This window comes from Paraburkholderia sp. Clong3, from assembly GCF_050436485.1.
Taxonomy (GTDB): Bacteria; Pseudomonadota; Gammaproteobacteria; order Burkholderiales; family Burkholderiaceae; genus Paraburkholderia; species Paraburkholderia tuberum.
This window is the reverse complement of sequence record NZ_JBNDMH010000002.1, coordinates 2,665,025-2,678,337: the sequence shown is the minus strand read 5'-3', so window position 1 is coordinate 2,678,337 and position 13,313 is coordinate 2,665,025. Positions and strand designations below refer to the sequence as shown.

Sequence of the window (13,313 nt, the reverse complement as noted above, 5' to 3'; positions counted from 1 at the left end):
AATAGGTATTGATTATTTGGGCTGTTGATACCACCAGGAGCCCGATAACGACTCGCTGGTATCGTCAAATGCGTGCGATGCGGGAAAGTCCCTGGTCTGCAAATCGCTCCGACGGAGCCCTTGAATCCCGCTGTGATCCCCAATCAGCAAGGCTTTCCGGCGATCCGGGCCGGCATGGAACCAGTCCGTTGACTGGTATTATGTTGGTTATATAATGGGCTCTCAATTTTCCGGGCTGTACTGCTCACGGCGTCCTTGGAGCCCCATGGAAACTCGCTGGTCCGCATTGATGCCTGACGTGCGCAACGTCACGCCGCTCTACCTGCAGCTCGCGCGCAACCTGGCGACGGCGATCCATTGCGGCGTCTGGTCGGCCGGCGAGGCGCTGCCTTCCGAGCGCACGCTGTCCGACGCGATCGGCGTGTCGCGCGTCACCGCGCGCAAGGCGATCGAACTGCTGGTCGAGCAGGGGCTGATCCGGCGCTCGCGCGGCGCGGGCAGCTTCATCACGCCGCGCGTCGAAGATCCGCTGTCGCGTCTCACCGGCTTCACGAAGAAGATGCAGCAGCGCGGTTTCCGGCCCGATTCGGTCTGGCTCGAACGCGACGTGCGCGCCGCCAATCGCGACGAGCTGCTGCGCCTCGGCTTGTCACCCGGCGCGGCCGTCACGAGCCTGCGGCGGCTGCGGCGCGCGGACGGCATCGTGATGGCGGTCGAACATTCGGCGCTGCCGGTCGCGATCGTGCCTGATCCGATGGTGATCGGCGACTCGCTGTACAGCTATCTCGAGCAGCGCGGCGCGGCCGTCGTGCGCGCGTTGCAGCACTTCCGCGCGGTCAACGCGTCGAGCGAAATCGCCGCGCTGATGGACATCGAACCGCGCACCGCGCTGCTGGTCATCACCCGGATCGGCTACTGCGCGGATCAACGGGCGATCGAGCTGACCGACACCTATTGCCGCGACGACTACTACGACTTCGTCGCTGAATTGCGCACCTGAGCTGCGCGGCCCTCGTAGGCCGCAAGTCCGGCGGACGCCATTTGCCGCATACGTATCACGCACCAGAGAGACTCATGCTGACCGGAAACATACTCACCACCGAAGGGTGGATCCACGGCACGCTCGAATACGAAAACGGCCGCATCACGACGCTGTCCGGCGAGCGCGTCGATCCGTCGACGAACGACGCACCGTACATCCTGCCCGGCTTCATCGATCTGCACGTGCATGGCGGCGGCGGCGCCGACGTGATGGAAGCTGGCGACGCGATCGAAACGATCACCCGCACGCATGCGCGCTACGGCACCACGAGCCTGCTCGCAACGACCATGACCGCGCCGCGCGACGAGCTGATGAACGTCGTCGCCGGGCTCGGCAACGTCACGCGGGTGCGCACGCCGGGTTGCGCGCGCGTGCTCGGCGTGCATCTGGAAGGACCGTACATCAACCCCGGCAAGCTCGGCGCGCAGCCCGACGCGGCGGTATCGGCGGTGTTGGACGAGGTGCTCAGGTATCTGTCGATCGCGCCGATCCGCGTCGTCACGCTGGCGCCCGAGATCGCCGGCCACATGGAGATCATCTCCGAGATGGCGGCGCGCGGCGTACGCGTGCAGCTCGGCCATTCGCTCGGCACCTACGACGACGCGGTCGCCGCGCTCAAGCACGGCGCGTGCGGCTTCACGCATCTGTTCAACGCGATGTCGCCGCTGCATCACCGCAACCCCGGCCTCGTCGGCGCTGCGCTTGCGCACGCCGAATACGCCGAAATCATTCCCGACCTGCTGCACGTGCATCCGGGGGCGATCCGCACCGCGCTGCGCGCGATTCCGCGCCTGTATGTGGTGACGGACAGCACGTCGGCCACGGGCATGCCCGACGGCGAATATCGCCTCGGCAGCCAGCACGTAACCAAGTGCCTCGGCGGCGTACGTCTGGCCGACGGCACGCTCGCGGGCAGCACGCTGACGATGGATCAGGCGCTGCGCAATCTCGTCTCGATCGGCCTGCCGATCGCCGATGTATCCCACCGTTTGTCACGCTACGCCGCCGACTATCTCGGCATCGAGGACCGCGGCCGCATCGCGCGCGGTGCGTGGGCCGACGTGGTCGTATTCGACCGCGAGCTGGCGCTGAGCGCGACCTACGTCGAAGGAGAAGCCATTGTCGAATATGCTTAAGGAAGCGCTCGCGTCCGCCGCAACAGTAGCCGAGCAGCTCAAGGACACCTCGCGCGTCGCGGCGCTCGCCGCGAAGCTCGCGCAGCAGCCGCGCCATGTCGCGCTGACCGTCGCGCGCGGCAGCTCGGACCATGCCGCCAGCTACTTTGCATCCCTGACGATGAGCCGCCTCGGCGTGCCGGTCGCGTCGCTGCCGATGTCGGTCGCGACGCTGCAGCAGGCGCCGCTGCAGGTGCGCGACCAGCTTGCGCTCGCGTTTTCGCAATCGGGCAAGAGCCCCGACCTCGTCGGCACGATGAACGCGTTGCGCGCGGCCGGCGCATTGACGGTCGCCGCCGTGAACGCACCGAGCTCGCCGCTCGCCGACGCGTGCGAATGGCATCTGCCGCTCGTAGCCGGTCCCGAGCTGAGCGTCGCGGCGACCAAGAGCTATATCGCCATGCTGTCGATCTCCGCGCAGCTGGTTGCGCATTGGCAGAACGACGCCGAGTTGCTCGATGGACTGAACACGCTGCCCGACGCGCTGGAACGCGCGGGCCGGCTCGACTGGTCGATGGCCGTGAACGAGTTGCGCGGTATCGAACGGATGATCGTGATTGGCCGCGGTCTTGGCCTCGCGATCGCGCAGGAAGCCGCGCTGAAGCTGAAGGAAACTTCCGGCATCCAGGCCGAAGCGTTTTCGAGCGCGGAAGTGCGTCATGGTCCGATGGAGCTGATCGACCGCGACTATCCGCTGCTCGTGTTCGCGCCGCGTGGCCCGGAGCAGGCGGGTCTGCTGCAACTCGCGCACGACATGAGCGCGCGCGGCGCGCGCGTGCTGCTCGCGGCGCCCGATGACGTCGCGCAAGCCTCGCTGCCGCTCGTCGCCACCGCACACGCGGCGCTCGATCCGATCGCCGCCATCCTGTCCTTTTACGTGATGGCCGCGGATCTTGCCGCCGCGCGCGGGCGCAATCCCGACGCGCCTCGCCATCTCAACAAAGTCACCGAAACTCACTGACGAGAATGACGATGCGACGTGTCGAGAAGTCCAACCTGATGAGCCATTCCGAGAATCACATTGTTTTGCTTGCACCGCTGACCGGCCCGGTCGTGCCGCTCGCGAAGGTGCCGGACCCGGTGTTTTCGGGCGGCATGTTCGGCGACGGCATCGGCGTCGATCCGCTCGAGGGTCGGCTCGTCGCGCCATGCGACGGCGTCGTCACGCATCTCGCGCGCACCGGCCACGCGGTAACGCTCGAGAGCGCCGAGGGCGCGCAGATTCTGCTGCATATCGGTATCGACACCGTGGGACTGAACGGCAAGGGTTTTGCGCCGATGGTCGAGCAGGGCGCGCAGGTGCGCGCCGGTGACGTGCTGATCGAGTTCGATCTGGACCAGATCGCGCTGAATGCGCCGAGCCTCGTCTCGGTGATCGCGATTGCGAATTCGGATGCGTTCGAGGTCATCGAGCGGGCGCCGAACGGGCATGTCAAGGCCGGCGAAACGACGCTGCTGGTGCTGCGCGCGCGCGAGGGCGTCAGCCACGACGCGGTGCGCGAGGCGAGCGCCGCGCACGTGACGGACGAAGCGCGCCGGCAGATCACGCTGACGCACGCGGGCGGCCTGCATGCGCGGCCCGCGGCGCGGGCGCGCGAAGCGGCGCGCGGCTTCGACGCACGGGTCGAGGTGCGCTACGACGGGCGCAAGGCGTCGATCGAAAGCGTGGTGGGTCTGCTTGGACTCGGTGCCGGCGAAGGCGCAAGCGTCGAGCTGCTCGGCGTCGGTCCGCACGCGCAGGCGGCGGTCGATGCAATCGCTGACGAACTGACTCGCGAAGCGCACGGCGAGGTCGAACCGAAGCGCGAACAGAAAGCGGCGCGGCCAGCGGCCGCACCGGCGGCAGTCGTTGCGGCGCCCGCCGCGGGCGAGCCGCTCCCGCCGAACACGCTCGCGGGCGTGTGCGCGGCGCCGGGCATCGCGCTCGGCAAGCTGGTGCGCTGGGACGACGCGGATCTCGAGCCGCCGGAGCAGGCGAGCGGCACGTCGGCGGCGGAAAGCCGTCTGCTCGACAAGGCGATCGCGACCGTCGACGCCGATCTCGACACGATCGTGCGCGATGCGTCGCAACGCGGCTCGGTCGGCGAGGCGGGGATTTTCGCGGTGCATCGCGTGCTGCTCGAAGATCCGACACTGCTCGACGCCGCGCGCGATCTGATCAGCCTCGGCAAGAGCGCCGGTTTTGCATGGCGCGAAGCCATCCGCGCGCAAGTAGGCATCCTGAGTAATGTGGAGGACGCACTGCTCGCCGAGCGGGCCGCCGATCTGCGCGACATCGAAAAGCGCGTGCAGCGCGCGCTCGGCTACACGGGCAGCGCGGCTCGCACGCTGCCGGACGAGGCGGTGCTCGCGGCCGACGAATTCACGCCGTCGGATCTGTCGTCGCTCGATCGCACGCGCGTGACCGCGCTCGTGATGGCACGCGGCGGCGCGACCTCGCACGCGGCGATTCTCGCGCGTCAGGCGGGCATTCCGGCGCTGGTCGCGCTCGGCGACGCGTTGCATGCGATACCCGAGGGCACTCAGGTGGTGGTGAACGCGAGCACCGGCCGGCTCGAATTTGCGCCGACCGAACTCGACGTCGAACGCGCGCGACGCGAACGCAGCCGCCTCGCCGACGTGCGCGAATCGAATCGCCGCACGTCGCAGCAGGCAGCGGCGACCTCCGACGGCCGCGCGATCGAAGTGGCCGCCAACATCGCCACACTCGACGACGCGAACGCCGCGGTCGACAACGGCGCGGACGCGGTCGGCCTGCTGCGCACCGAGCTGCTGTTCATCCACCGCCCGGCCGCGCCGAGCGCGGACGAGCATCGCCACAGCTATCAGGCGATCGTCGATGCGTTGCGCGGCCGCGCCGCGATCATCCGCACGCTCGACGTCGGCGCGGACAAGGAAGTCGATTATCTGACGCTGCCGCCCGAGCCGAACCCCGCACTCGGCCTGCGCGGCGTGCGCCTCGCGCAGGTGCGCCCCGATCTGCTCGACGACCAGCTGCGTGGCCTGCTCGCGGTGCGTCCGGTCGGCGCCGTGCGCATCCTGCTGCCGATGGTCACCGATGCGGGCGAACTGATCCGCATCCGCAAGCGTATCGACGAGCTTGCACGCGAAGCGGGTAGAACGGAGCCGGTCGAAGTTGGCGTGATGATCGAAGTGCCGTCGGCTGCATTGCTCGCCGATCAGCTCGCGCAGCACGCCGATTTCCTGTCGATCGGCACCAACGACCTGACCCAATACACGCTCGCGATGGACCGCTGCCAGCCCGATCTGGCGGCGCAGGCGGACGGCCTGCATCCGGCGGTGCTGCGCCTGATCGCGGCGACCGTCGAAGGTGCCGCGAAGCACGGCAAATGGGTCGGCGTGTGCGGCGCGCTCGCCGGCGACCCGCTCGCGATGCCGCTGCTGGTGGGCCTCGGTGTGACCGAGCTGTCGGTCGATCCGGTCTCCGTGCCAGGCATCAAGGCACGCGTGCGCACGCTCGACTATCAGCTGTGTCGCCAGCGCGCCCGCGATGCGCTAGCGCTCGACTCGGCGCAGGCGGTCAGAGCCGCAAGCCGCGCCACGTGGCCCCTCGATTGAAACACTAACGAATTTGAGAACCCGCACGCCGTGCGCCCGGCAGCACGTCTGCCTTCACGCGCGGCGCGAGTCTCCGTATAGCTGCACCACTCAACCACGACCTACCCCTACGAGACAAAATTGGAGATACCGATGGATGGAAATCCGTTTCTGAAGATTCAGCGCCTGGGACGCGCGCTGATGCTGCCGATCGCGGTGCTACCGGTGGCCGGCCTGTTGCTGCGGCTCGGCCAGCCCGACGTGTTCAACATCAAGATGATCGCCGATGCGGGCGGTGCGATCTTCGACAACCTGCCGCTCCTGTTCGCGATCGGCGTGGCGGTCGGCTTCGCGAAAGACAACAACGGCGTCGCGGGTCTGGCTGGCGCGATCGGCTATCTGGTGCAGATCGCGGTGATGAAGGACATCAACGACAAGCTCAACATGGGCGTGCTGTCGGGGATCATCGCGGGCATCGTCGCGGGGCTGCTGTACAACCGCTACAAGGACATCAAGCTGCCCGACTACCTGGCGTTCTTCGGCGGCAAACGCTTCGTGCCGATCGTGACAGGGGTGGTCTGCGTGGTGCTAGGCATCGTATTCGGGCATGTGTGGGAGCCGGTGCAGAACGCGATCGACGTGGCCGGCCACTGGCTCACGACCGCCGGCGCGCTCGGCGCCTTCGTGTTCGGCGTGCTGAACCGGCTGCTGCTCGTCACGGGCCTGCATCACATCCTCAACTCGCTGACGTGGTTCGTGTTCGGCTCCTTCACGCCGGTGGGCGGTGCGCCCGTCACGGGCGACCTGCACCGCTTCTTCGCTGGCGATCCGACCGCGGGCACCTTCATGACCGGCTTCTTCCCGGTGATGATGTTCGGCCTGCCGGCCGCATGTCTCGCGATGTATCACGAGGCGCCGAAAGAGCGTCGCGCGATGGTGTTCGGCCTGCTGTTCTCGATGGCGCTCACGTCGTTTCTGACCGGTGTGACCGAGCCGATCGAGTTCAGCTTCATGTTCCTCGCGCCGGTGCTGTATGCGATCCACGCGCTGCTGACAGGTCTGTCGCTCGCGATCTGCTCGGCGCTCGGGATTCACCTCGGCTTCACGTTCTCGGCGGGCTTCATCGACTACGTGCTGAACTTCGGTCTGTCGACGAAGGGCTGGTGGGCGATTCCGCTCGGCATCGTGTACTCGGTCGTGTACTACGGTCTGTTCCGCTTCTTCATCCGTAAGTTCAACATGGCGACGCCGGGCCGTGAGCCCGCCGCTGCCGACGAGCTGGTCGAGTCGCTCGCGGCGGGCGGTTTCGTCGCGCCGGCGGCTGGTGCGGCCGTGCCGCGTGCGCAGCGCTATATCGCGGCGCTCGGCGGCGCGGCGAATCTGTCGGTCGTGGATGCGTGCACGACGCGTCTGCGTCTGTCTGTCGTCGATACGGACAAGGTCTCCGAAAGCGAACTGAAGTCGATCGGTGCGCGCGGTGTGCTCAAGCGCGGCACGAACAACGTGCAGGTGATCATCGGACCGGAGGCGGACATCATCGCCGATGAGATGCGTACGGCGATCGCGCAGGGTCAGGGCGACGCGGTGAAGGTGGCGGGTGCTGCTGTATCGGCGCCGGCTGCTGCCGCAGCGGCTACCGCTGCCGCGCCGGTCGCGCGAAACGCTGGGCACGCCGATGACGCGCAAGGCGGTCCGCTCGATCCCGATCCGCTGCGCGGGCTCGCCGTGCTCGGCGGCGCGGGCAACGTGGTATCGCTCGATGCGGTCGCGGCGACGCGTCTGCGGGTAGTCGTGCGCGATCCGTCGGCGGTCGATCGTCAGCGCCTCGCGACGCTCGATACCGCGTGGGTGTCGACCGACACGTTCCATATCGTCGTCGGCGAGGCCGCGCAGCGCTATGCGCAGAAGCTGGCCGAGCGCCTGTCGTCGCAAGGCGACAGCGCGGGCGCGGCGCCGGTGCCGGCGTGATCGGTTGATGGCTGTCGAGCGCTGTTGAGTTGCACGGCGATCACAGCACGCCAATAAAAAAGCGGCACCTGGTCCCAAGGTGCCGCTTTCGCGTTGACGACCAGAGCGTGGCGCCTAGCGAGTCCCCCGCTTTGCCGAGCGCGCCGCCTCGCGCGATTCGAGCCACATCACATTGATGACACCGAACGCCAGCGCGACGCCAACGCCGAGAATCCGGCTGAAATACCACATCGCCAACTCCTGTTTTCTGTTGCAGCGTCGTGCCGGTCAATACATCGAATGGTGGTTTTCCTTGATCGCCGCGGCGGTCACCTTGCCGCGCATCACGCGATACACCCAGCCCGTATAGAGCAGGATGATCGGCAGGAACACGATGACGACGAACAGCATGATCTCGAGCGTCATGCGGCTCGACGTGGAATCCCACATGGTCAGGCTGCTGCGGCCGTCGAGTGACGATGGCATGATGAACGGGAACATCGAGAAGCCCGCGGTCAAGATCAAGCCGACGATCATCAACGACGTCGACAGAAACGCCGTCGCCTCGAAGCGCGAACGCGCGAGCAGCACCGCGAGCACCCCGCCGAGGAGACCCGCGAGCGGCGCAATCGCCATCCACGGGTAGAGCGCGTAGTTGTTCAGCCACAAACCCGGCGCGCCGATCACGGTCTTCATCAACGGATTGGAGACGGCGTCGAGCGGCGGCGCGTCGACGATCTGATAGCCGCCGATCATCGTCGCGACGAGCGCGCCCGCGACGAGAAACAGCACCACCGTGCACAGCGCCGCGAGCCGCAGCGCCTTCGACGCGCGCTCGTGAACCACCCCATCGGTCTTCCACTTGACGAACGCGGCGCCGTGCGCGGCCAGCATCGACACGCTGACGAGTCCCGTCAGCAGCGCAAACGGATTGAGCAGGCCGAAGAAGCTGCCGTGATAGGTGACGCGCAGATCGGTATCGAACGAAAACGGCACGCCTTGCAGCAGATTGCCGAACGCGACACCGAACACCAGCGCCGGCACGAAGCCGCCGATAAAGAGGCCCCAGTCCCACGCGTTGCGCCAGCGCGGATCCTCGCGCTTGCCGCGATAGTCGAAGCCGACCGGACGGAAGAACAGCGCGAACAGCACGAGCAGCATCGCGAAGTAGAATCCCGAGAAGGATGCCGCGTAGGCGAGCGGCCACGCGGCGAACATCGCGGCGGCCGCGGTCACGAGCCAGACCTGGTTGCCTTCCCACGTCGCGCCGACCGTGTTCACGACGATGCGTCGCTCGGAGTCAGTGTTGGCGATGAACGGCAGCAGGATCGCCGCGCCCATGTCGAAGCCGTCGGTGAGCGCGAAGACGATCAGCAGTACACCTATCAACACCCACCAGATCAGTCTGAGAACTGCGTAGTCCATATGGGTTTCTCCTCCGGGGCGGTGCAGCGGTGCGTCATGCGGCCGTGTTCGACAGTGGCTGCGTCACCGGCTGTCCGATCTCGTGGTGATAGCGGCCCGTATGCAGCGACGAAGGGCCGAGCCGCGCGTACTTGAACATCAGCATGATCTCGATGACGAACAGCCCCGTGTAGAACAGCACGAAGCCGCCGATGCTCAGATACAGATCGCGCGGCGTCAGCGTCGACGCGGCCAGGTTGGTCGGCAGAATGCCCGCGATGCTCCACGGCTGGCGGCCCATTTCCGCGACGATCCAGCCGAGCTCGGCGGCGAGCCACGGCAGCGGAATCGCGATGACCGCCCAGCGCAGAAACCAGCGGCGCCTTTCGAGCAGCAACGTGCGCTGCGCGCAGAACCAGAAGGCGAGCACGAAGGTCGCGAGGAACAGCAGGCCAAGGCCGACCATCATGCGGAACGAGAAGAACACTGGCAACACCGGCGGAACCGTGCTTCTTGCCGCCGCGGCGATCTGGTCTGGCGTCGCGTCGATGACGTTCGGCGTGAACCGCTTGAGCAGCAGGGCGTAGCCGAGATCGTCCTTGTACTTGTCAAACTCCGCATGCGCCTCGTCGCTGGAGTCGCCGCCCTTTAACCGCTGCAACGCCGAATAGGCGAGCATGCCGTCCTTGATGCGACCTTCGTTTCGGGCGATCAGGTCGCGCAGGCCGACCACGGGTTCGTCGAGCGAGCGGGTCGCGATAATGCCGAGCGCGTACGGCACACGGATCGCATAGTCGGTGCGTTGCTCTTTCTGATTGGGGATGCCAAATATCGTGAACGGTGCCGGCGCGGGCGCGGTCTCCCATTCGGATTCGATCGCGGCGAGCTTGATCTGCTGGACTTCACCGGTGCGATAGCCGGATTCGTCGCCCAGCACGATCACGCACAGCGCCGACGCGAGGCCGAAGCCGGCGGCGATCGCGAACGAGCGCAGCGCGAACTCGGTGTCGCGGCGCTTCAACAGATACCACGACGACACGCCGAGTACGAACATCGCCGCGGTCACGTATCCAGCTGATACCGTGTGCACGAACTTGACCTGTGCAACCGGGTTGAAGATCACCGAGCCGATGCTGTCGAGCTCCATGCGCATCGTCTGATAGTTGAACTTCGCGCCGACCGGATTGTTCATCCAGCCGTTGGCAATCAGAATCCACAGCGCCGACAGGTTCGAACCGAGCGCGACACAGAACGTGACGATCAGATGCTGGATTTTTGACAATCTGTTCCAGCCGAAAAAGAACAGACCGACGAACGTCGATTCGAGGAAGAACGCCATCAGCCCTTCGACGGCGAGCGGCACGCCGAAAATGTCGCCGACGTAATGCGAGTAATAAGCCCAGTTGGTGCCGAACTGAAACTCGAGCGTGAGGCCGGTCGCGACGCCCATTGCAAAGTTGATGCCGAACAGCTTGCCCCAGAACTGCGTCATGTCCTTGTAGATCTGCTTGCCGGTCATCACATAGACCGATTCCATGATGACGAGCAACCAGGCGAGACCGAGCGTGAGCGGCACGAACAGAAAGTGATAAAGCGCCGTGATGGCGAACTGGAACCGCGACAGTTCTACGACTTCGCTAACGGGCATGTTGATCACCTCGAGACGGATGCGGGGCGGGCACCGACAGCAGCGCCTGCGCGACCTGCTCAGGCGGCAGCATCATGTGCTGCGCCTGTGGATGATTGAAGAATGTGTACTTGAGCGCCATCAGTAGCACGAACTTGATGGCGAGGATGATGGCGATATCGCGCGCCAGCGTTGGACCGCGCACCCACCTGGTGAACCGGCCGCGCAAGCGCGACCGGACAGTGCTGCTGCGATTCAGGGCTATGGTCATGATCGGTCGAAGACGACTTCACGCCGGTGAGTCCGGCTGGATCCAAACCGCCCTGGCCGTCAGGCAGTCTGGCAGTCTGGCGAATGCATGCCGATTGTAGGAGGTGAACCTCGCGCGCTCAGGTTTAGCCAGGCGGCAACACGTCGCGAAACTTGCCGCGTCTGTGCAGTATTGCTACCGGACTTGCGATACGTCAAGAAACGCTTACCGGCCTCGACAGGCCGGCTTGCGGATAGGCCGACGCGAAGCGCGGCCGCGGGGACGCAAGAAAGGGCGAAAAGAATGAAAAAGCCCCGCCGTCTTGCGAGGGCGGGGCTTGAGCGCGATGGTCGCTAAATGGCGCGACCGATTAACGCGTGTCGTTTTAACCTATGTCATGGGCGGGACACAATTGACGCGCGCATGGCTTCGACGCTTTACGCGTATTCGGTCAGCGCGCCGCGCATCTTCTTCATCGCGCTGGCTTCGATCTGGCGGATACGTTCGGCCGAGACACCGAACTCGTCGGCCAGCTCGTGCAACGTCGAGCCGCCCGAGCCATCGTCGGCCACCTTCAGCCAGCGCGCTTCGATGATGCGGCGGCTGCGCGGATCGAGCGCGTCGAGCGCGCTTGCGATGCCGTCGCTTTGCAGCCGGTCGCGCTGACGCGAAGCCAGCACGGCAGTCGGCTCACTATGCGAGTCGGCCAGATAGGCGATTGGCGCGTACGACTCCTCGCCGTCTTCGACCTGACCTTCGAGCGCGATATCGCCGCCCGACAGACGCGTCTCCATCTCCGCGACCTCTTCGCGCTTCACGTTCAGCTCCTTTGCGAGACCGTCGATCTCGTCCGGCGTGAACGCGCCAAGCCCCTGCTTGTGGCTGCGCAGGTTGAAGAACAGCTTACGCTGCGCCTTGGTGGTGGCGACCTTCACCATGCGCCAGTTGCGCAGGATGTACTCGTGGATCTCGGCCTTGATCCAGTGCATCGCGTATGACACGAGGCGCACGTTTTGCTCGGGATCGAAGCGCTTGACCGCTTTCATCAGGCCGATGTTGCCTTCCTGGATCAGATCGGCGTGCGGCAACCCGTAACCGAGGTAGTTACGCGCGATGGACACGACGAGTCGCAGGTGCGACAGCACCAGGCGGCGCGCAGCCTCCAGATTGTCGTGTTCGCGCAACTCGGTGGCGAACTGGCGTTCCTCCGCCGGCGTCAGCATCGGAATCCGGTTGACCGCCTGGATGTAGGCGTCGATGTTGCCCAGGTGACCGGACAGCAGCGAAGAATGCGAGAGCGCCAGTGCACCTGCCGGAGCGGCCTTAGCCGACGACGGGCTCAAAGTACTCGGAAGGGTCATTGCATGGCTCACGTGTGAAGCTCCTTTGGAATCAGACAATAGCGGACTCAGTAAACGACTCCAGCGACGGATGTTAGCACTCAGATCTGCCGAGTGCTAATACTTAGAGGTCGCAGGGGCATCCGAGTTCCAGAAAATCCTATTGAGTTTTGACTTATGATAGCCATCATACGCTCTATTTGCCTTGCGCGTTGGACCTGTACAAAGTACCGCCCGGAGCGGTTGCAGGCTCATGTTTGACTGACATCGCCCCGTTTAAAAGAGAATAATTGCTGGTCATGGGCATTATCTGGGAAATATTTGCTCCTGAATTCGTGCTTGGAATAAAGGGGGCGCTCGCTTAATACTCGGCAGTATGGGGGGCGGATGAACAGGCAGAATCTTGTGGTGCGTGGGCTTATTCTAAAAAGCACGTTTGCCGTTCTGCTCGTTCTGCTGTTGGGTGCGGCGGGCGCGTCCCAAGCTGAGCAGTTCGGCGTGCAGGTGGCCGCCGGCGTCGGCGACCATCACGTCAGGACGCTCGATCTCGGCGTGGTCTGGGATCCAAACCTGACCTGGTGGCAGATCGGCGACTGGCATTTCGCGCTGCTCGGCGAGGCGCATGTCGCGTGGTGGCACACCAATGAAGGAAACGTTCACGACAACATCGGCGAGATCGGCGTGACGCCGGTGATCCGCTTGATCAGGTCGTCGGGTTCGGTGCGGCCATTCATCGAGGTGGGTGCCGGCGTCCGGCTGCTGACTAGCCCGCGCATTTCTTCCGACTTCACGTTGGGCACCTCGTTCCAGTTCGCCGAGATGGCGGGCGTCGGGCTGCAGTTCGGCGCTCGTGAGCAGTATGTCGCCGGCTACCGCTTCCAGCATGTCTCCAATGGCGGTATCAAAGAGCCGAATCCTGGTATAAATTTCAGCCAGCTATATTTGCAATATCACTTCTGACCGTGGCCGC

The 13,313-nt window shown here is 65.3% G+C and carries 11 protein-coding genes; 6 read left to right on the top strand and 5 right to left on the bottom strand.

Annotated elements, in window-relative coordinates; all coding sequences use genetic code 11:
* Positions 1-265 precede the first annotated feature (265 nt).
* From OKW30_RS16500 to nagE, 5 genes are all read left to right on the top strand, one after another.
* On the top strand, positions 266-1,000 hold the full coding sequence (locus OKW30_RS16500; protein ID WP_429347119.1) for a GntR family transcriptional regulator: 735 nt from the start codon (positions 266-268) through the stop codon (positions 998-1,000).
* A 74-nt stretch (positions 1,001-1,074) separates the two neighbouring features.
* Positions 1,075-2,178 (top strand): N-acetylglucosamine-6-phosphate deacetylase, encoded by a 1,104-nt coding sequence (gene nagA / locus OKW30_RS16495; protein ID WP_187628743.1) that lies wholly within the window; start codon positions 1,075-1,077, stop codon positions 2,176-2,178.
* Complete coding sequence (locus tag OKW30_RS16490) at positions 2,162-3,178, top strand: SIS domain-containing protein (protein ID WP_090802910.1); 1,017 nt, start codon at positions 2,162-2,164, stop codon at positions 3,176-3,178. The genes nagA and OKW30_RS16490 overlap by 17 nt, the downstream gene beginning before the upstream one ends.
* 11 nt (positions 3,179-3,189) lie before the next feature.
* On the top strand, positions 3,190-5,796 hold the full coding sequence (gene ptsP, locus OKW30_RS16485) for a phosphoenolpyruvate--protein phosphotransferase (RefSeq protein WP_429347118.1): 2,607 nt from the start codon (positions 3,190-3,192) through the stop codon (positions 5,794-5,796).
* A gap of 132 nt (positions 5,797-5,928) precedes the next feature.
* Positions 5,929-7,743: an N-acetylglucosamine-specific PTS transporter subunit IIBC gene (gene nagE / locus OKW30_RS16480; RefSeq protein WP_429347117.1), complete on the top strand. Its 1,815-nt coding sequence runs from the start codon at positions 5,929-5,931 to the stop codon at positions 7,741-7,743.
* Between the two features lie 114 nt (positions 7,744-7,857).
* Here nagE and cydX read toward each other — a convergent pair whose 3' ends face one another.
* From cydX to rpoH, 5 genes are all read right to left on the bottom strand, one after another.
* On the bottom strand, positions 7,858-7,974 hold the full coding sequence (cydX, locus tag OKW30_RS16475) for a cytochrome bd-I oxidase subunit CydX (RefSeq protein ID WP_429294446.1): 117 nt from the start codon (positions 7,972-7,974) through the stop codon (positions 7,858-7,860).
* 36 nt (positions 7,975-8,010) lie between these two features.
* The gene (gene cydB / locus OKW30_RS16470) at positions 8,011-9,147 is read right to left on the bottom strand and encodes a cytochrome d ubiquinol oxidase subunit II (RefSeq protein ID WP_187628740.1); all 1,137 of its coding nucleotides are present in this window, start codon (positions 9,145-9,147) and stop codon (positions 8,011-8,013) included.
* Positions 9,148-9,181: 34 nt separating this feature from the next.
* Entirely contained in the window at positions 9,182-10,774 is a 1,593-nt protein-coding gene (locus tag OKW30_RS16465; RefSeq protein WP_429294447.1) for a cytochrome ubiquinol oxidase subunit I, read from the bottom strand.
* Entirely contained in the window at positions 10,764-11,024 is a 261-nt protein-coding gene (gene cydP, locus OKW30_RS16460) for a cytochrome oxidase putative small subunit CydP (protein WP_018419327.1), read from the bottom strand. Before cydP ends, OKW30_RS16465 begins: the two co-directional genes overlap by 11 nt.
* A 416-nt stretch (positions 11,025-11,440) precedes the next feature.
* Entirely contained in the window at positions 11,441-12,376 is a 936-nt protein-coding gene (gene rpoH, locus OKW30_RS16455; protein ID WP_090802918.1) for an RNA polymerase sigma factor RpoH, read from the bottom strand.
* A 354-nt stretch (positions 12,377-12,730) separates the two neighbouring features.
* Here rpoH and OKW30_RS16450 point away from each other — a divergent pair, with 354 nt between their 5' ends.
* Positions 12,731-13,303 carry an acyloxyacyl hydrolase gene (locus tag OKW30_RS16450; protein WP_429347116.1) on the top strand — a complete coding sequence of 191 codons (573 nt, stop codon included), beginning with the start codon at positions 12,731-12,733 and terminating at the stop codon, positions 13,301-13,303.
* Positions 13,304-13,313 lie beyond the last annotated feature (10 nt).

Excerpts from the sequence above, each read along its gene's own strand:
- OKW30_RS16450 (WP_429347116.1), top strand. The coding sequence starts at position 12,731 with ATGAACAGGCAGAATCTTGTGGTGCGTGGGCTTATTCTAAAAAGCACG.
- nagE (WP_429347117.1), top strand. The coding sequence starts at position 5,929 with ATGGATGGAAATCCGTTTCTGAAGATTCAGCGCCTGGGACGCGCGCTG.
- ptsP (WP_429347118.1), top strand. The coding sequence starts at position 3,190 with ATGCGACGTGTCGAGAAGTCCAACCTGATGAGCCATTCCGAGAATCAC.
- nagA (WP_187628743.1), top strand. The coding sequence starts at position 1,075 with ATGCTGACCGGAAACATACTCACCACCGAAGGGTGGATCCACGGCACG.
- cydX (WP_429294446.1), bottom strand. The coding sequence starts at position 7,974 with ATGTGGTATTTCAGCCGGATTCTCGGCGTTGGCGTCGCGCTGGCGTTC.
- OKW30_RS16500 (WP_429347119.1), top strand. The coding sequence starts at position 266 with ATGGAAACTCGCTGGTCCGCATTGATGCCTGACGTGCGCAACGTCACG.
- cydB (WP_187628740.1), bottom strand. The coding sequence starts at position 9,147 with ATGGACTACGCAGTTCTCAGACTGATCTGGTGGGTGTTGATAGGTGTA.
- OKW30_RS16465 (WP_429294447.1), bottom strand. The coding sequence starts at position 10,774 with ATGCCCGTTAGCGAAGTCGTAGAACTGTCGCGGTTCCAGTTCGCCATC.
- cydP (WP_018419327.1), bottom strand. The coding sequence starts at position 11,024 with ATGACCATAGCCCTGAATCGCAGCAGCACTGTCCGGTCGCGCTTGCGC.